Raw genomic sequence first — 18,637 nt, 5'->3', positions numbered from 1 at the left:
GAATTCAGGAATGAGGTCAAATAAAAGTTCTGGCTTGAAAACCTGATAAAAGAATTCAGGACCAATACCTGAAAAGTCGGAGTAAGATTACTCCGCTTCTCAGACCTATTTAAAAATGCACTTCAAATTACACTTATAATAATTACTCGATTGTGATTGCGTTGTTCGGGCAGGCATCTTCGCATGCACCGCAGTCAAGACATTCATTTTCATCGACGACTGCAATATCATCGTCGCTGAGAGAAATTGCAGCTGCTGGGCATTCGTCTACACAGGTTCCACAGCCAGTACAGGAATCGGCATTAACTTTTGCTACCATTTTTTTCACTCCTATTCTAACAGTAAGGGTTTTTTATATATCTATACATATATTAAATTGCCTTAATAAGATTGAATTACCTAATAAAAAGCTGTCGCTTCTTCTCTGTGAAACAAAGAACAAAAAAGATAAAGGATAAACGAATAGGTACTCACGAAAATATCTCAGGATTCTTTCATAAGAGATGTTTTGTAATTTATCTAAGCCCATCGATAGCGTACTAATCGTACTACTTATATTTGTATTACCGACATGTTCTCATATTTGTATTACCGACATGCTCTCATATTTGTACTAATTACTTGTATTTATACTACTGAAATACTCGTATTTATGCTACTGAAATACTCGTATTTATACTACTGAAATACCCGTATTTATTCTACTGATTACTCGCACTTGTACTGTTAATATTCGTATATATGCTACTGAAATACTCGTATAAATTCAAAAACAAAAAAGGAAGCCTGACATTGAACCTGGAAGAGCTTGCAGAAAGGATAAAAAACTTTGAAGGGGTTACCCGAAAAAAACAGATTGAGGATATCGTTTCAGTTTTCAAAGCCGTTCGTCCGGAATATCAGAACGCTATCGTTGATTTCGGAGACGATGCGGCAGTTATCGATATAGGAGGAGATGATGTTATCCTCTTTGCAGCAGATGGGATCTGGGGAAAGTTACTGGATGCCAGTCCCTGGTGGGCAGGCTATGGAGCCGTAGTCGTTAATGTAAATGATATTGCAGCAATGGGGGGAAAACCTCTTGCTATGGTAGATATTGCTTCCTCTAACTCTGAAACAGCCTGTAAGGAACTCATGGAAGGCCTGGCTGAAGGGGTCAGGAAATTCGGGGTCCCGGTTGTAGGCGGCCACGTCCATCCTGATACTGATTATAACTCCATTTCCGTTGCTATTATCGGGATAGTGAAGAAAGACTGCGTAATCCGGAGCGATACTGCTCGGCCTGGAGACCTGGTTATTGCAGCTTACGATATGGACGGAAAAATAGGGCCAAATTCCCCTTATAGCTGGGACACAACATCTTTTAAAGATCCGGCAGTGCTCAGAAAGAGCTATCTTGTAACTCAGGAAATTGCAAAAAGAAAACTTGCTACTGCAGGAAAAGACATAAGCAATCCCGGGCTCATAGGAACGCTTGGAATGCTCTGTGAAACAAGCAGAGTTGGCGCAGCCGTAGACCTTGAAAAAGTCCCGAGACCCGAAAACGTGGATTTTGAGCAGTGGCTAAAAGTGCATCCCGGAACAGGCTATGTGTTTACTGCTGATCTGGAAAAGGCCGAAGAATGCAGAAAGGTCTTTGAAGAGGCTGGGCTTACGGCTGCTATTATCGGAAAAATTGAAGAAGGTTCAAAACTCGATATGTATAATAAAACAGATAGAGTTACGGTATTTGATTTTTCAAGGGAAAGCATTACAGGCATCTGTTCCGAATAATAGGAACTTTTCTGCCTTTTTCCTTTTTAACATATTTTCTCTTTTAAAGTTCAGATATTCACTTTTCGTCAAAAAAGATTAAATTTTCATTGTTGTTTTTCAATCCGGAATTCCATTTTCTTCAAGCTACTGACCCAAAGAGATTTTACCGGATTGAGAAACCTTACTGGGGTTATTTGTAAAATCTAGCCGAATTGAGAGTTCAATTAGTTACTGGCTTTCTATCCAGTCTTTCATTTCATCATAGAGGAATTTTTCAGCAGCCTGAACCTTCTCCAGAGGGCCACGGAGAACCAGGAGTTCTCTTTCTTCGCTGTTTGCTATACCCACGAACACCTTCCGGGTAACAGGTTCAAGCCCGAACTCTTCAACAATATCGTAAATAATAGATACAACCGTGCCTGGGGGGATTATAAGGTCATACAGTTCTTCAATATTAAGATCTTCACATCCGTTCCCTTTTTCCTTTTCCTTTTCAAGTTGCTTTGAGGCAATTAAGTCTTCCAGATTAAGTATCTTATGCATCCTTGGGTCACCTTCTTATTTTTCCTTCTATTTTTCCTTCTATTTTTCTGTTTGCATCTTCTATCAGTTTTGGTCAGCTTCAATAAAAAGAAGCAGGTTTAGTCAAGCGGAAAGATTTTTTGTTTGCGCATTGTTAGAGTAATGAACATTGCTAAAGTAATAGACATTGCTAAAGTAATAGACATTGCTAAAGTAATGGACATTGTTAAAGTAATATAAGGTAAATCAAACTAATTAATAAGGTAAATCAAACTAAACATTACGATATTAAACTTTGAGATATCTCAGGTAGTTACTCAGATATTTTTTTTGTATCAACTTATGATAGGTATAATCATATTTATGATTGATTCTCATTGGCATTATCTGTTAAGACCTGAATACCTAATTCGAACTATATAATTATTAAATTATAAAATTGTTTTATAATTCAAGAAGCTAAGTTCTAATTCTGGATGTAATTAGATGCGAATTTGAGGGCGAAAGTAGTGAAAAACGTATTATGTACTCCTAGTATATCGATTCTCAAATATATACATAATAAGAAAATAAATATAGTTTATGGCGCAAATATTATTTTAAAGTCACATGAAATTTTGTAACACGGAAAACGCAGCCTGTCGCATAGTGATTCTATCTGGATATTACAACCACGGAAAACACGGAAAGCACGGAAGAAACACGCCTTTACTACTGATTTCCGTGTCTTCCGTGCTTTCAGTGGTTTTCAAAAAATTCATTTTGGACATACTTTGGAATCGATGCACTAGATTGCACATTTCGAATCCCTGCCAATTTGGGAAAATAATCCCTTGATATTTGGTCGTTTTGTTAATGGATAACTATAATAATTATACTTTTGTGATTTTTAATTATACAAAAGTATCAAAAATCTGAATGTGAGTATATTCGGAATATATGAAAAATTATTTAATTCTATGTCAAATAATAACCAATGTTAAATATGAGCAGAGTTAAAGTATTAGGGTACAACTTAAAAAAAATAGTAACGCCTCCTTTACTTATTATGATGTACAGGAACGTAAGTAAACATACTGTATTTCAAGGATATAGGAAAATGTAAGGGAATATGAGGAAAATGGTTCTAAGCAGACCGATTCTGAGCAAACTTTATCTGAGATGAAACTCTCTTATAAGAGGATAGCAATGCAGCAGTATAAATTGAAGCGCGGTTTTAAGCCTGATATTGACAGGATTTATTCTGTAATGGCGGAGTGTTTTTCCGGGGAGATCTCCAAAAGCGAAGGAGTCCTTGAAACCTCCTATGGAGCTATGTCAGAGATTAAAGTCTGGATTGAGAAAAAAATGCTCTATGTGGACACAGTTTCCGATAAAACAGTAACTGATGATGGAACTGTCCTGCAGACCAATAAGGCCTTCCGGGATTTCCTGTATAAGGCTACCGGTTACACAGCAAAAGAGCGAGTAAAAAATGCTAAGAAAGAAGTCGGTGAGGAGTAAAACTCCTGACGACTTAATCCTATTTTGAAATTTTTTCTACCTGACACCCCTACCTTGAGGTATCTTTTTGAGTGGCGATTTTCTGGAAAAACTGAAGAGCTTTGAGATTCCCACCTGCCTGCGGGTCTGCTGCGGAACCGACGGCTCTGTGACCTTTCTGCTGGAAATAATGACCCGAAAGCCGGTAAATGTAACAACTGAGTCTCAGTATACCATTAAAGCTGATAAAACGATTGCTGCGCTTCTCGGCGTAGAAGAAGGCAGTGAGGTAAACGATAGAATAGTCAGGCTCTCTGCAGGGAACACAACTTTTGTCCATGCAAGGTCCCTCTCCCCTCTGGATCGCATGCCTAATACCATGAAGGAACAGCTCATGCGGGCTGACATCCCGATCGGCAGAATCCTGCGCAGCCATAACCTTGAAACCAGACGCGACATGGCTGAACTTGAAATTCTGGAAGGGGAATCAACTTTCGACGGCATACCTGTCCTTTCTCGCTCCTATAAGATAGTCCACAATAACCATGTCCTCATGTGGATTAACGAGCGCTTCCCTATAGATGAGCGCTGGAAGTTATAACGGGAAACCTCAGAAAATGACAACTTAAGCGATAAAATTGGAATAAAACAGCTTTTTTCAAGCAATTTCTTTCCAATTTATTTAATACAAACTCGCAAATTTTCCAGCAGTTAGGGGAAAAATTCCACTGATTTCTGCTTTCACTCGAAACCTTTATATCTCTGCTGTGATATTTTGGAGATGCTCTTTGAGCATCAGTGCCTTGGTGGCTTAGGGGTATAGCGCGTCCTTGGTAAGGACGAGGTCGCGGGTTCAAATCCCGCCCGAGGCTTTTTTTTTATTTTTGTTTAAAGCACTTTCTTTCTATTTTGTCCTAATTTTTTACTTGGAATTTCATTAAGGCATAGTACTGTAGGCAGTGTAGAGAAAGTTCTGTAAAATATGATTGACTATTTCTTGGCTCTTCGTTGTTTTGTGTGGATATTCTCATAATACTCTCATAAAAACCAATGCGGTCTTGAATTGAAAATTATCTTATCCATAGGAAACGACGAAGAGCCCTTTCACCACAAAAAACAGGATGCGGAGTCAATGGTTGATATTGTCTCATTTATAAAAGATTATTTTTCGATCAGGAAGATGGAATCTGCCGGAGTAGGTTATGTTTGGCTATTTCTGAAGATATTATGTTTTTAAATAGGTTACTACCAATTTGGTAGGAATTGGTAGTTTTTGGTAGTAATTGACATTAGAGTATCAACCATTATTTTTTACTCCTTTACACCTGTACATATAACTCCGGCCTCTTTTTATCAGTTCAATGTAACCAAGCTTTACAAGATATTGCATATCATTCCTTGCTGTATCGTAAGCCACGTTGTATTTACGATGGCAAGATAAAGAATTTGACCATTACAAATCCCAGAATTCTCATTCTTAAAGAAATTTTTACTCAGGTCAACTATTGCATCTGCAACTATAGGGGCAAAATTGAACCCGTTTATTAGGCGAAGACGAAAAATTTGTTCCTTCGTCATCTCACTTTTTAAAACATATATGTCGTTCATATGAACTGCCAAAGATACATTTGAGTCATGGGGTCATATGAACCAGTAGGAATTATAGTCATATTTTGAGTATCCAGCCAATACAGGTTAAAATTAGAAGGAAAGGCTTAAAGAATATTGAAATGCAATCTTTAGATATATTTTTGAAATGTTGGGGAGCGAAGGAAAATAAATGACAAATAAGAAAAAATTGAATTCAATACCTTTAACCGCATCACTCTTGTTTTTTTTAATTTTTGGCTCATGTATAGCATCGGCTGGAACAGAAACTCGGCTCATTCATGGTGAGCGATTAACATCAGAAATATCTTTCTCTGGCAACTACGCTTTTTGGACAGAGAGTGCTGGGAATGACGTACATGCTTATGACCTGACTACAGGAAAACGAACAGATATTAGTGGTCATGCTGCAGACGGCCAAATTAATGCGCATGAAAAAACCCGCATAAAAACAAGTACTACTGCATTTAGTCCATCTATCTATAACGATAAAATCGTATATGCAGATAATCGCAATCCAGCTACCAATCCAGATGTAAGAGAAAATGACGCTGGCAATAGTACGGTGACGAAACCGAATAGTATTAATGTAACTCCCCCACAAGCACAGGTGGCAGATTTCGCTGCGCCTAACAATACTATAGTATATGGTTTTTGGCCCAGCTGGTCTTACCTTGAATCCTATCAACCAGATTGGAATACCTTAACTCATGTTTCATATTCTAAATGGACTGTAAACAGTGATGGTACACTTACGGATCCCACAAATATGAGTAACTATTATGTAATTAGGGATCTGGCACATCAACGTGGAGTAAAAGTAACACTGTGTATCTATTCAAATGACCCATATGTAATGGACAGTGTAATTGCAAACCACCAGACAGATTTCATAAACAATATCTCAAATTCGTTGCAGATATATGGTGCAGATGGAGTAAATTTAGACCTGGAAACGCCGACCGATATAAACAGTATCACCGGAACTTCAAATGTTCCTTTATTCGAAAATTTAATGGCAAATCTTCATATAACGTTAAAAGCTGCGAATCCCGCTTATCATATTTCTCTCGATGTTCCCTGGGGCATAAAATATGCTGCGACCTTCAAAAACGCAAATCTGACAAAATATACCGATTCCGTTTTTCTCATGAGTTATGATTATTGTAATCGTAAAACCACTGCTCCCAATTCACCATATAACAGTTCAATTCGATATGATGCGATTGACTCGATAAGTGAAACATCAAAATACTTTAATAAAAGTCAAATAATATTAGGCTTGCCTTTTTATGGTTATGATTATTCGACAGACTCCAATCAACCAGGAGCAAATATTACCAGGGAACAAGCCATATTTATAGGAACTGCGGTGAATAATTCTCAGGTTCATGGCAGAATTTGGGACTCCGATTCCAATACTCCCTGGTATTTTTATAAGGCTGGTGATACATGGCATCAAGTATGGTACGATGACGATGAATCACTTAAATTAAAATATCAATATGCAAAATCCGAAAATCTAGGTGGAGTAGGTTTTTGGGCTTTGGGATACGAAAGAAATTATTCTAACATCTGGAAAGTGTTTCAATTAGATCCTGTAGCGGACTTCAGCGCCAGTGTCACGAGTGGTTATACCCCTCTCTCAGTACAGTTTACCGACTTGTCGCAACACGCAATATTAAGGAATTGGAACTTTGGAGACGAAAACACTTCAACTGAGCAGAACCCATTGCACACTTACTTTGCAGCAGGAACCTATATTGTTAACCTGACAGTAGGCAATGGAAATAATACTGCCTCAAAAACTGCTACAATAATTGTGTTTGAAGAAAACAACTCAAGTGGTGGCACTAGTGGAAGTGGTCATAGGAGCTCAAGCGGTGACAGTAGTGGAAGTGGCCATAGCAGCTCTAGTGTTGGAGGAGGTGGAGGCGTGTCTCCGGAGCTTCAAAGTAATGTCCAGGTAAAGGAACTTTCACAAGCTGCTGTTATAAATGGGAAATCTGTAACGTTCGATTTCCCAAAAAATGTAACCTGTGTTGTGTATGTGAATTTTGATTCGAAGAAAACTTTCGGGAAGACAACAGCCATTACTGAACAGCTCAAAGAGAAATCTTCTCTGGTTTCCATACTGCCCGACGGTGAAGTCTACAGATCCTTTAATGTCTGGGTAGGAAATGGAGGAATTGCAACCTCAAAGAACATGGAAAATCCAATCGTGTGTTTCAAGGTTGAAAAATCCTGGGTAAAGGACAAAGATATCGATAAATCTTCTATTACTCTTAATAGATACAACGATAAAAAATGGGAGCAATTTCCAGTAAGTCTTTCAGGAGAAGATAATGAATTCTTATATTTCACAGCCAAAACTTCAGGGTTCTCTTCATTTGCAATAACGGGTACAGTGAAACCATTACCTGAAGAAATTGTAACGAAGATAGAGATTGATTACCCTGAAACAATTAACAATACCTCAAGTAAAGAACCACAGACTGAACAAAACGAAATTCCAAGCACACCAGGTTTTGAGATTTATTACGGAATAGCCAGCCTGTTTGCAGTGCTCCTGTATAAAAGGAAGTAAAAAAGGCAAAATCCAGAATTAGATGTGAAATGAGAGGTTGATCCTCTCATCTTTTTTGGAGCGGGGGCGCGAACATACCACATTGCTTGCAGCAGGATGCGTCAGCACAAAGTTGAATTTTGCTCCTACCTGCTTGAAAGATACAAGAACTATTAATAGTTTAAATTAATAATTGATATGAAAAGCTTTTATATTTTTATTATATATGCTTATATTGTGGGGAAGGATAATATGAGGCTGGTAAGTGATTCTTTCAACCTTCTTGATGTTCTGTCAAGTCTATGGAAGCTAAGAACTTTTTTTCAGCTACAGTTGAACCTATAAAACGACCAGTTATCATAAACTTAAAAGTACAGTAAATTATATGAAGAGGTGAAATCTTAATGAGTCACCAATTTCCTCCAAAAAGGAGAGGTCAGAAACCAAAATTTGATCATGAAAAAATCGAAGAACTCCTCAAAGCAGGTGAGAAACCCTTTAAAATTATGCTTCTATTGGGTTGTTCCTATGGGGTTTTACGATATGTACGAAAGAAAATGGGAAGAAAAAAAGTATAATTTTGAAAAAATATTATTTTGTATTCGGTTAAGATACGATTTATAAAATGTGTTGCTTTTAATGCATTTTCCCGTTAACCTATTATTGTTAAGTTTATGAGTCGTTGAGGTGAAAAATATGACTAAAAAACTATTTGCAATCACTTGTACCTTCTTATTCATAATAGGTCATATGTTCAAGCGATGGAAACATATGCAAAAATCTGTTTTCTGGCGAGGGTTTCTAAGCGAATCTATGTGGGTAGAAGACTATGGAAATCTATCGCTTTTCAAGAAGCTGGTTTTTTGGGTGAATTATCCTTTTTCTTATGCTAAATTTTTATGGGTTGTCGTATGGGATCGTATTGACAGATTATTCGCTAGAGACTCAAGAGCAAGATATACTAAAGTAAAGATGGAATACCAAAAATCATGTAAAATACAATAATAGAAAAAGTTATTAGTTATCTCGTATCAATAACCACTTTTCCATTTTCAGCATTACCTGCAGTCTTCACACTTTTCTCAAAAATTGAAAATTAGAGAATTTCAAACCGTTGAAAATGGGAATTATTAACCGCTGTTGACAACTTTTAAAGTTTACATTGTCCACTATCCAATTGTATTAACGAAACGAGTCTTGACAGGTAAACAAACTTTTTCACATAGATTTCTGTGCCTTAAATCTTACAGTATAATTCCAGAGATTTCCTGCAACTTTATCCAGGATAAAACCAGCTTCTTCTCCTAACTTAATAGTAGTAGATTTTAAAGGGTAATCTGGATCAAGTAAAAATTCTGTTACTGCAAGAATTCCACCAGGTTTCATAACTCTTTTCATCTCCTTTAAAGCCCTATTTTTGTCTGGGAGTTCCTGAAGAACTGTTACCGTATACACCAAATCGAATGAATTATCATCAAAGGGTAGTTTATGCACATCTCCTTCTACAAGCTTGATATTTTTGATATCTCTGTTTTCTGGTCTGGATAGTTTCTTCTTTAGCTGCAGTAACATTTTTGGTTGAATATCAAGAGCGTATACCTCTCCTTTAATTCCACTGACCTTTGCAGCGAAGGTTGTAAACGCTCCGCTTCCGCATCCAACTTCCAGAATACGCATTCCTTCTGTTATCCCGCTTCGCTTTATTACTTTATCAGGAGGTTGCAATTTTCTTCTAAAACCACTATCTAAAAAAGGTCCCATGAATGCTGGTGGTGAAAATACATAAAATCTTTTTAGAATTCTTAATGCAATTTGCAATAAAACAAAAAAACCTAAAATTTTCAGTAAGATCTTTGTAATTACCCTCATATCTAACCACTTTTAGAATACCAATAATTCTGAATTTCTTTAGTTCTGAAATTCATTTTTACACACTGAGATATTATCAAAAAAGAATTGGAGACTATGGAATCATTTGTTCTGAAACATAAAAGTAATTCCATGTTTGATGTAAGCGCAGCCAGATTGTTAGGCATATCTTATGAATTGTTTAGTCTTATTAATATAATAGTTATATCTGCGATATAAATTCAAAACTGTAATTAAAAAGTAAGTAATAAAGGTCATTATTCTATATTGTGATCATATCATGTCTATTTTCAATAAAGTCGATGTAGACGGCTTAGTAGCATTTTGCCAGATATGCAGCAAATATTGCTTTTAGCTCTCAGCTTTGAGCTTGAGGTCATATAGATAAATGTCTCTTACGTCAGGATATTTCGAATTTTTGCCATCTACATATACGATTTTATCTTCATATATAGATGGTTTAAATGCATTGGTGCTGGTAGTTATGCGGGTTTTTTTGGTAGTAGATATGTCATACATGTAGATGTCCCCAATACCAGAAAAGATAGCTAATGTATATACTATCCGTTTGCCATAGATTGCAGAATCAGTTGCATTTCCACTTTTGGTAACCGGAGTTATTTTGTGGGTAGTAATATCATACATATACACATTGCCTGATTCTGTCCATACAATGACATTTCCGTAGATATCGAGTCCGCGGGACTCGTAACTTGAACTATTTGTAGTTGTTATTATGCTTGTTTGGTGAGTACATCTGTCATACATGTAGATATCATAACCACCGCTGTTGTCAGCTTGAGACCATACAACTGTCTTATCATATATAGCAGGATATCCGTGAACAGTGGCTATTTTAGTCTCATTGCCAGTATTGAGATCGTACAGATAAATTCCGTCATTTTTGTGATCTTGACCATAAGAATAGTTGCTATTAGTATAGACTATATAATTGCCATAAATATCAGGGACATGCCGGTAAGATGCTATCATAGTAGGGGCACGCCGTTCAGATGCTATCATAGTTTCGTTACCTGTAGAAACGTCGTACATATAAACGGCATCACCCATATCACCAGTCCATACGACCTTATTTCCATGTGCATAAGTTCGGCCGGCTGCAGCATGACCATCAATATCTATTCGTTTTCCTGTAGTCAGGTCATAAGCATGTACATCATTTCCAGCACTTTCCGTCCAAAAAACATGGTTTCCATAGAATGATATTCCTGATGTTAATCGCTCACCATGAGTGAGCTGAGTTTCTGTTCCAGCCGATGCGACTGTTACTAATGCAACGAAAAGAAAGAAAATTAAAAATGCTAAAAGAACTTTATTTTTCATACTTTTCCTCGCTGATAAACTATTACCTCTGCACGCAGAATAATCCTGTAGAAAATCAGATTAGGAGCTAACATAGAGCAGTCCAGAGAAATCCAGTACTTTTCCCCATAAATTACTCAATAGGCTTTCTTGTGTGATGGCATCTGAGCTGGTACTATAAACGGAATTATATCAAGTAGACCTGAAAATCGTTTACGATTAAATTGTATCTTCAGTAGTCTCTTTAAGTTTTGCCTCTGCAAAAGATAGATTTTTAATTTGAAAAATTGATTAATGTTGACCTTAAATGAGCAGAGAATAAAGGAGAATATTATGTATGGAAATGTCTGAGAATGCAGAGAAAGAGTTCAACAATATGAACAAAATGTTTAAGGAAATAACAGGACCAGGCAGCAAGACAGCCATGGGAGTTTTACTTGCCAGACATTTTGAATCGCAGAAGCCCGAAGACGAACGAATCTGTTATGACCCGTATGCAGTCTATTTCATCAACCCGGAGATTTTGGAGTGGGGAGCTAACCATCCAGATGAAGCAAGAAAAATGCATGAGCAGCTGGACAAATTTTTTCCGGGAAGAAATAACTCAATCGCTGCTAGAGTCAGATTCTTTGACGACTTTGTTAAAAAATCAATAGATGAAGGTATCGAGCAACTGGTTATATTAGGTGCAGGATATGATTCACGTGCCTATCGGATTGAAGGATTGGAGAAAATCAAAACTTTTGAGGTAGACCATCCTGCTACACAAAATATAAAAATGGAAAAAATAAAAATTATCTTTGGCAGTTTGCCAGATCACGTTGTCTATGTCCCTTGCGATTTAGAAACCGAAGACTTTGGTCAAAGGTTGATAGACATGGGATATAGCCGGCACGTTAAGACTCTTTTCCTGATGGAAGGGCTCTTAATGTATCTTCAGCCAAAGGTGGTAGATGAAATCCTATCCTTTATTGTAAAGAACTCAGGAAAGAACAGTAGCATTCTCTTTGATTATTTTCCCCAGTCTGCAGTTGATGGAAGTTCTAAACTTGAGGCGGGGAGGAACATTCGGAATCAAGTATCACAGCTGGGAGAACCGTTTAAGTTCGGTATCAAGGAAGGAACAGTTGATATATTCCTTACACAGCGTGGATTTACACAGGTATACAATGTAACTATGGAAGATTGTAAAAAAGCCTATTTTCAAGGAATAAATAAAAACAGAATAGTTGATAGCCTGAAGTCTTTCGTCTACGCCGTTGTTCAATAAATTTAGTGTATCAGCTAAAAAGGAATAGCAACCGAAAGGACATGAGTAAATCGATAGAGTATAAAATGGAGAGATTATGAGCATATCCGAAAGTCAATGCATATCGTAAAGTTACTATCGGTCTGTAATATACAATACCAATCTGAGTATGAAACTGCTAGTTGTAAATATAAAGTAAGTAACAAAGTAAGTCGCAAAGTAAGTCACAATACTTTTCGGATAGGTTCTAAGTGCCATTAAAAGTCCAAATTACTTGAATCTGATTAAAAACGCTATCAGACAATATTTAATTTGAAAATCAGTACTGTGGAATATGAGATCTTCAATCGAGTATCTAAGAAAATTTGAAATCATAATTAATATTTAAATGTTGTTTGCTAACAAAACATTTGACATGGAAATATTATTTGTTCAGAACCAATTTTTCATATAATTTATTTTAAATAAGTTTAGGAATAATTGTAGGTTGTAACCCCACGAATAAGAGAACAGATTAAAACGAACGGATCAAAGCGAATGGATTTATGCCACCAAGAAAAAACGGATGGATCAACAAAAACGGGCACCAGAAAATAAGGTTGTGATGGAAGATCTCAACTCTTTTCGGTGCAAATATTGATCGCATGCAACGGTTCATGGACATATAATGCCCATGAACCCTGTTCTTTCCATAATTTTTATGTGCAAAGCCATTATGTATTTGCAAATTCACCCTTATAAATATAAATATAAGTATATATATAGTAGTCATCGGTGATACTTACAACTCGGAGTCTTTTCCACGGGTTTCGATGACTTCCTGATACAAATAAAAAACAAGGGATAACGGATTGTTGAATTGCTTTTATTAAGTCGGTTTTATTTTGCCATACCAACTGAATTGCATTTTTATGAGATAGGAGGAAGTCGAAACGGCTGAATACTGTACATATGAAAAATATGTATTAAAAAAGAAGCTTGAGATTCTTAAAAATAAAAGTGGAAATAACACAGAATTAATTTCCCTTTATATTCCTTCTGAGAAACAGATTTCAGATGTCATATCTCATTTGAGAGAAGAACATGAGCAGGCTTCAAACATTAAGTCAAAACTTACCGGCAATAACGTACAGGGAACCCTTGATTTTTTGTTGGCAAAGTTAAGATCTCTTAACAAAATACCCGAAAACGGGATAGTTTATTTTGCAGGAACTGTCAGTGCCGGAGCTAACAGGACAGGCATGGTAAATGAAGTTCTTTTTTCTCCGGAACCTGTTGTAGATTACATATATCACTGTGATTCCATTTTTTATCTTGAGCCCCTTGAGGAAATGCTCAGAGAGTGCAGTACTTATGGGCTCATACTTCTAGATCTAAGAGAAGCAACTATCGGTATGCTTGTGGGCAGGCAAACTGAGGTTATTAAGCATCTCCACTCCACCGTCCCTGGAAAACAAAGAAAAGGAGGGCAGAGTGCACATCGTTTTGAACAGCTCAGACGCATTTCGATTCATGATTTTTACAAAAGAATAGGGAATGCTGCAAGTGAGGCATTTCTTGAAGTGGAGCCATCTGAACTTAAAGGCATTCTTATAGGAGGGCATTCCCCGACTAAAGAAGAGTTCAATGAAGGTGGATTTCTACATTATGAGCTTCAGAAAAAGGTTCTTGGACTTTTCGATACAGGGTATACGGATGAATCAGGTTTTTCTGAGTTAATAAATGCAGCAGAGGATACACTCCAGGGTATTGACTTGATTAAGCAAAAGAAAAATATGAAATTATTTTATAAAGAACTCGCTACTGAATCTGGTAAAGTATCTTATGGAGAAGACAGTGTAAGGGCAAATCTGGAACTAAAGGCAGTTGATGTGCTTTTACTTTCTGAAGACCTGCGATCTGAAAGAGTAACTCTCAAATGCAGTGTTTGCGGATATGAGAATAAAAGAACAAGAAAATGGAAGTCCAATGAAGCTGTTCCTGCGGCTGGAAATTGCCCTGAATGTGGTTCTGCACTTGAAGTTACGGATACTACTGATATCGTTGGCGAATTCTCAGAACTCGCTGATATAGGCAATGCAAGGACTGCTTTTATATCAACAGATTTCGACGAAGGTTCTCAACTTATGATAGCTTTCGGTGGAATTGCTGCAATCCTTAGATATAGCACAGGGGTGTAGGTTAGTTCAGGAGTGTAGGTTAGTTCATAAGTTTATTAGTTAACGAATTATATTAAATTCAAAATAAGGTTGTAAGAAACTGTAAATTTTATTGAAAAGGCCGTACAATCTTGCTCTGGCAAGTTCTATTCAAAATTACTGTTCTTTAGCTGTACTTTTAGTGGGGAAAACTGCAAATTACGGCACTAGGAAAAGAAAGCAGTTACAAGGCTTCTCTAAGTAAAGAAATAAAGAGGATGATAGTAATTGTTAAATAATAATAAATATCATTTAGTAATAGATATCATGTATATCTGAGTAAACCTGCTTTCACAGGTAATTTAGGTGGACATCAATGAAGCCCACAGAGAAAGCTGATATGAAATACACAAACCAGAGAGTCGAAATACTTGCTTTCCTGCGCGAACACGATGGTCATCCCACTGTAGACGAAGTTTATGATGGGGTTAGGAAAAAACTGACGCGTATAAGCAAGGCTACTGTATATAAAAATCTTAAATTCCTTACGGAGAAAGGTTTACTGGAGGAGGTGAATGTAAAAGGAGTCTCAAGATTTGAAGCAAATTTCATTCCACATCACCATCTAATCTGCCGGGAATGTGGAATGATGGAGGATTTCAATTCGGAACAATTGTTGGATTACTCGATGAAGATAGCTGAGGAAATAGAAGGATTTACTATTGTTTCAACGAGCACTAACTTTTATGGTGTATGTAAGAAGTGTAAAGAGTCTCAGAAATCTAAAGAGTCTCAGAAATCTAAAAAGTCTAAGGAATGTAAAAGAATCTAAGGAATCTAAAAAGTTTCAGGAAACATAACTTGAGCAGAACATCAAAGGGAAACAGTATGTTATCCGGATGTACAATGGTATATTCTTCAGATGGTCAAATATATAGATCCGGTGACATACAGCATTTTACTTCAGATTCTCACTGATGAGATTGAGCATGAAGATGATCTGCAAATCATGGACGGAAGACATCGGCTTGCTTCAACGCAAATATGCTTGCAAATATGATCCTGTGAAGTAAGTAACAAAACGAGGGAAAACGAGGGGTAATGAATGATTGAATTGCTTTTATTAAGTCGGCTTCAGTTTGCCATAACAGCTGCGTTCCATTTCCTGTTCGTTCCACTAACATTGGGACTTGCATTGTTAGTGGCAGGTATGGAAACAATGTACTATAAGAACAAAGATGAAAACTGGCGAAAGATGGCCGACTTCTGGGGTAGGATATTCAAGATAAATTTTGCAATAGGTCTGGTATCAGGTCTTACATTGACTTTCCAATTCGGCACTAACTGGGGTGCCTATGCAGAATTCATGGGAGATGTCTTTGGACCGCCTTTAGCTGTGGAAGCATTACTGGCTTTCTTCCTTGAAGGTACTTTCTTTGGCGCATGGATATTCCTGAACCGCGACCGTCAGAAACTAAAGGCATTTTCGATGTGGATGGTCGCTCTGGGCACTAACATTTCTTCATTATGGATTATCATTGCTAACGGTTTTATGCAGCATCCAGTCGGCTATAATATGGCTGCTGATGGGAGTAAGGTTGTTATGACAGATTTCCTTGCTCTAATAACGAACGGCTATGTTTGGTACATGATGGTACACACTCTGCTTGCAGCTTACCTGTTGACCGCATTTTTGATGATGGGAATCTGTGCATATCATTTCCTTAAAGGAAACAACAATGAAGTGTTCAAGAAGTCTTTCAGCATAGCAGTTGCCATAGCACTTGTGACTGCAGTCGTGCTTCCGGTTCTTGGCCACGGTTATGCACAATATGTTACTGAGCTTCAGCCTGCTAAAGGAGCGGCAATGGATGCGATATGGGAAACAGGTTCAAGAGAACCCATGTACCTGATACAGGTACCTGATTCAAGCACTGGTTCAAATAGTGTTCAGTTGCTGGGAATTCCAGGTCTTGCAAGTTTCCTGTATACAGGAAGTTTCAGTGGAACAATAACAGGACTTAACCAGCTACCTCATGATGAATTGCCACCCGTAGAAATGATATTCTGGAGCTTCAGGCTGATGACAATTCTGGGGTCCCTATTCATTATCGAGGCTCTTTTAGGCTTATATCTTCAAAAATCAGGCAAGCTGTACACATCAGATAAGTATCTGAAGCTGATGATGTGGTCTATTCCTCTTCCATATATTGCCATAACTGCCGGCTGGATTGTAGCTGAGGTTGGAAGGCAGCCATGGATAGTATATGGTCTGCTAAAGACAGCAAATGGCATATCATCGGTTCCCATATCGGATGTGTTGTTAAGTATTACCCTTATAAGCGCATTCTATCTGATCCTGATGGTCTTTGAGATATACCTCATAAAGAAAACCGTAGTTAATGCTACAGGAGTTGAGTGAATATGTTTGATTTCCTTACTCATGATATGCTTGCAGTTATCTGGTTCTTCCTGTGGTGTGTAATATGGGGGGTTTACTTCATTGCCGATTCCTTTTCCCTTGGAGCAGGTCTTCTAACACCCTTTATTGCCACAGATAAGGTGCAGAGGACACAAATCCAGAGCTCTGTTGGCCCTTTCTGGGGCGGTAATGAGGTATGGCTCATCCTGGCTGCAGGCGGAACATTTGCTGCGTTCCCTCTGGTATTCTCGAAGATGTTTACATTCCTTTATATTCCGATGCTGCTGCTGCTTATCGGCTTAATTGCAAGGGGAATTTCCATAGAATATCTCCACAAGGACGAGAATCCCCAGATACAGAAGATCCTTATGTTGGGATGGTTCGCTGGAAGCCTGCTGATTTCTCTGGTCCTGGGAGTTGCATTTGCGAACTTCTTCAAGGGGCTCGAAATCGCATCAAGAGGAGTTTATGAAGGTACTCTTCTAGGACTTTTCAGTCCGTATGCATTGCTAGGTGGCGTCCTTTTCGTGCTTATGAGTGTTACTTCAGGTGCGCTCTGGATCAATGTTAAAACTGAAGGTGCCATAGCTGCAAAAGCAGGTAATCTGGCAAAGAAGAGTACTCTTATTGTACTTGTACTTGCCCTGGTCTATCTGGCATATTCCTTTGTGGGTATCGAAGGTTTTACGATCAACTATTCAGCTACTCCAGCTCTGTATTTATTGCCAGTTCTTGCGGTAGTGGGAGCTGTGCTTGCTGTGTTTTTTGCAAAAAAGGACAGAGGATTCCCGGCCTTTTGCAGCAATCTTCTGACGCTTCTTTTCGTTGTTGAAAGTGGGATTGCAAGTATCTATCCTTACATGCTTAAGTCCTCTATTTCTCCTGAATACGGAATAAATATCTTTGAAGCAGCATCAAGCCACATGACTCTGAGCGTCATGCTTGGAGGAGCATTGGTATTCGTGCCCATAGTCATCATCTATCAGCTTTGGGCATATACTTTGTTCAAGGAGAAAATAAAAGAAACAGAGCAGGTTGAATACTGATCTACTTTCTCTTTTCTTTTACTTATTTTTACTTCTTTTTCACTTTATCTACAAAGAGGTGAAAAATGCTAACCTTCGCTAAATATCCCAAAGCATGAAAGCTTTGAAGAAGCTCAGAATATAAATAAAAAAAGTTAAATGATAAAACTATTATAAAAAACTAAAAAGTCAGTTCTGCTCAATTTCATATGCGTTGAATTATCTCAGCACTTGATCCTGATTTTTGCCCATAAATTAAAAAATTAAGGGCAGAGTATAGAGCAAAGTTTAGAGACAGAACTATCCATTTAGTCTTTTTCTTCGTTCTCTTCAGGGTTCAGAAACTCTTCATAACACATAATACAGATACATTTATCTTCAGCGGTTATGTCTTCAGAGTCCACCTTGGGGCCACCAGGTTTTATAGTTCCTTTCTTTAATACATAGAAGTGTTCACCGAATTCGACGGGTTGCCCGCATCTCGAACATAAGAAGGGCGGATTCTCAACCGATTCAGTTGCACACTCAATGCATATCAGATCAGACTTATCCCCGTGAACGTCCTTGAATTTTATTGGTTTCATGTCCTGGCTGGTATCAACGACCAGCACGTCTTCCAGCAATTCCCGACCACAGATATTGCAATATTCTTTAGTCTTGTCGCCTCCCTTCATTATG

15 protein-coding genes, 1 tRNA gene and 1 pseudogene are annotated in these 18,637 nt (G+C 37.7%); 12 read left to right on the top strand and 5 right to left on the bottom strand.

The window, feature by feature from the left end:
• Positions 1-142: 142 nt before the first annotated feature.
• Positions 143-319 (bottom strand): 4Fe-4S binding protein, encoded by a 177-nt coding sequence (locus tag MSKOL_RS04740; RefSeq protein WP_048118722.1) that lies wholly within the window; start codon positions 317-319, stop codon positions 143-145.
• Between the two features lie 473 nt (positions 320-792).
• Here MSKOL_RS04740 and MSKOL_RS04735 point away from each other — a divergent pair, with 473 nt between their 5' ends.
• Positions 793-1,773: a methanogenesis marker 2 protein gene (locus MSKOL_RS04735; protein ID WP_048153994.1), complete on the top strand. Its 981-nt coding sequence runs from the start codon at positions 793-795 to the stop codon at positions 1,771-1,773.
• A gap of 210 nt (positions 1,774-1,983) precedes the next feature.
• Here MSKOL_RS04735 and MSKOL_RS04730 read toward each other — a convergent pair whose 3' ends face one another.
• Positions 1,984-2,298, bottom strand: coding sequence for a hypothetical protein (locus tag MSKOL_RS04730; RefSeq protein ID WP_048118716.1), 315 nt, complete (start codon positions 2,296-2,298; stop codon positions 1,984-1,986).
• Between the two features lie 588 nt (positions 2,299-2,886).
• Between MSKOL_RS04730 and MSKOL_RS19805 the strand changes: the two genes are divergently transcribed.
• The 6 genes from MSKOL_RS19805 (at position 2,887) to MSKOL_RS19800 (ending at position 8,511) form a co-directional block, all read left to right on the top strand.
• Positions 2,887-3,114, top strand: coding sequence for a hypothetical protein (locus tag MSKOL_RS19805; RefSeq protein WP_156150967.1), 228 nt, complete (start codon positions 2,887-2,889; stop codon positions 3,112-3,114).
• A gap of 351 nt (positions 3,115-3,465) precedes the next feature.
• Positions 3,466-3,780 carry a DUF5611 family protein gene (locus MSKOL_RS04725; RefSeq protein WP_048153991.1) on the top strand — a complete coding sequence of 105 codons (315 nt, stop codon included), beginning with the start codon at positions 3,466-3,468 and terminating at the stop codon, positions 3,778-3,780.
• A gap of 67 nt (positions 3,781-3,847) precedes the next feature.
• Complete coding sequence (locus tag MSKOL_RS04720) at positions 3,848-4,360, top strand: chorismate pyruvate-lyase family protein (RefSeq protein ID WP_082091034.1); 513 nt, start codon at positions 3,848-3,850, stop codon at positions 4,358-4,360.
• Between the two features lie 199 nt (positions 4,361-4,559).
• Positions 4,560-4,631: transfer RNA gene (locus MSKOL_RS04715), tRNA-Thr, on the top strand.
• Positions 4,632-5,539: 908 nt separating this feature from the next.
• The gene (locus MSKOL_RS21475; protein WP_052725344.1) at positions 5,540-7,954 is read left to right on the top strand and encodes a PGF-pre-PGF domain-containing protein; all 2,415 of its coding nucleotides are present in this window, start codon (positions 5,540-5,542) and stop codon (positions 7,952-7,954) included.
• Between the two features lie 383 nt (positions 7,955-8,337).
• A complete protein-coding gene (locus MSKOL_RS19800) occupies positions 8,338-8,511 on the top strand; it encodes a hypothetical protein (RefSeq protein WP_156150966.1) in 174 nt (57 codons plus the stop codon).
• A gap of 640 nt (positions 8,512-9,151) precedes the next feature.
• Here the strand turns inward: MSKOL_RS19800 and MSKOL_RS04695 are convergent.
• Positions 9,152-9,802, bottom strand: a complete 651-nt coding sequence (locus MSKOL_RS04695) for a class I SAM-dependent methyltransferase (RefSeq protein WP_231592448.1) — start codon at positions 9,800-9,802, stop codon at positions 9,152-9,154.
• Between the two features lie 351 nt (positions 9,803-10,153).
• Positions 10,154-11,146, bottom strand: a complete 993-nt coding sequence (locus MSKOL_RS04690) for a PQQ-binding-like beta-propeller repeat protein (protein WP_048153985.1) — start codon at positions 11,144-11,146, stop codon at positions 10,154-10,156.
• Positions 11,147-11,501: 355 nt separating this feature from the next.
• Between MSKOL_RS04690 and MSKOL_RS04685 the strand changes: the two genes are divergently transcribed.
• The 5 genes and pseudogenes from MSKOL_RS04685 to cydB all read left to right on the top strand — a co-directional run bounded on the left by MSKOL_RS04685 (position 11,502) and on the right by cydB (position 17,980).
• Positions 11,502-12,395 carry an SAM-dependent methyltransferase gene (locus tag MSKOL_RS04685; protein WP_231592445.1) on the top strand — a complete coding sequence of 298 codons (894 nt, stop codon included), beginning with the start codon at positions 11,502-11,504 and terminating at the stop codon, positions 12,393-12,395.
• A 914-nt stretch (positions 12,396-13,309) separates the two neighbouring features.
• Positions 13,310-14,554: pseudogene (gene prf1, locus MSKOL_RS04680) on the top strand (peptide chain release factor aRF-1); the annotation flags it as partial.
• 334 nt (positions 14,555-14,888) lie between these two features.
• Positions 14,889-15,344 (top strand): Fur family transcriptional regulator, encoded by a 456-nt coding sequence (locus MSKOL_RS04675; protein WP_048153979.1) that lies wholly within the window; start codon positions 14,889-14,891, stop codon positions 15,342-15,344.
• 273 nt (positions 15,345-15,617) lie between these two features.
• A complete protein-coding gene (locus MSKOL_RS04670) occupies positions 15,618-16,934 on the top strand; it encodes a cytochrome ubiquinol oxidase subunit I (RefSeq protein WP_048153976.1) in 1,317 nt (438 codons plus the stop codon).
• 2 nt (positions 16,935-16,936) lie between these two features.
• On the top strand, positions 16,937-17,980 hold the full coding sequence (cydB, locus tag MSKOL_RS04665) for a cytochrome d ubiquinol oxidase subunit II (protein ID WP_048153974.1): 1,044 nt from the start codon (positions 16,937-16,939) through the stop codon (positions 17,978-17,980).
• Positions 17,981-18,267: 287 nt separating this feature from the next.
• Here the strand turns inward: cydB and MSKOL_RS04660 are convergent, their stop codons facing one another.
• The gene (locus tag MSKOL_RS04660) at positions 18,268-18,633 is read right to left on the bottom strand and encodes a hypothetical protein (RefSeq protein WP_048123708.1); all 366 of its coding nucleotides are present in this window, start codon (positions 18,631-18,633) and stop codon (positions 18,268-18,270) included.
• Between the last annotated feature and the right edge of the window lie 4 nt (positions 18,634-18,637).

The sequence above is a fragment of the Methanosarcina sp. Kolksee genome (genome assembly GCF_000969945.1).
Classification (GTDB): Archaea; Halobacteriota; Methanosarcinia; order Methanosarcinales; family Methanosarcinaceae; genus Methanosarcina; species Methanosarcina vacuolata.
Note: the sequence above shows the minus strand (reverse complement) of the source record. Positions and strands in the feature narration are given on the sequence as shown.

Coding starts and splice junctions, on each gene's coding strand:
- MSKOL_RS04695 (WP_231592448.1), bottom strand. CDS start 9,802: ATGAGGGTAATTACAAAGATCTTACTGAAAATTTTAGGTTTTTTTGTT.
- MSKOL_RS04725 (WP_048153991.1), top strand. CDS start 3,466: ATGCAGCAGTATAAATTGAAGCGCGGTTTTAAGCCTGATATTGACAGG.
- MSKOL_RS04675 (WP_048153979.1), top strand. CDS start 14,889: ATGAAGCCCACAGAGAAAGCTGATATGAAATACACAAACCAGAGAGTC.
- MSKOL_RS04670 (WP_048153976.1), top strand. CDS start 15,618: ATGATTGAATTGCTTTTATTAAGTCGGCTTCAGTTTGCCATAACAGCT.
- MSKOL_RS04740 (WP_048118722.1), bottom strand. CDS start 319: ATGGTAGCAAAAGTTAATGCCGATTCCTGTACTGGCTGTGGAACCTGT.
- MSKOL_RS04730 (WP_048118716.1), bottom strand. CDS start 2,298: ATGCATAAGATACTTAATCTGGAAGACTTAATTGCCTCAAAGCAACTT.
- MSKOL_RS04685 (WP_231592445.1), top strand. CDS start 11,502: ATGAACAAAATGTTTAAGGAAATAACAGGACCAGGCAGCAAGACAGCC.
- MSKOL_RS19800 (WP_156150966.1), top strand. CDS start 8,338: ATGAGTCACCAATTTCCTCCAAAAAGGAGAGGTCAGAAACCAAAATTT.
- MSKOL_RS04660 (WP_048123708.1), bottom strand. CDS start 18,633: ATGAAGGGAGGCGACAAGACTAAAGAATATTGCAATATCTGTGGTCGG.
- cydB (WP_048153974.1), top strand. CDS start 16,937: ATGTTTGATTTCCTTACTCATGATATGCTTGCAGTTATCTGGTTCTTC.
- MSKOL_RS04690 (WP_048153985.1), bottom strand. CDS start 11,146: ATGAAAAATAAAGTTCTTTTAGCATTTTTAATTTTCTTTCTTTTCGTT.
- MSKOL_RS19805 (WP_156150967.1), top strand. CDS start 2,887: ATGAAATTTTGTAACACGGAAAACGCAGCCTGTCGCATAGTGATTCTA.
- MSKOL_RS21475 (WP_052725344.1), top strand. CDS start 5,540: ATGACAAATAAGAAAAAATTGAATTCAATACCTTTAACCGCATCACTC.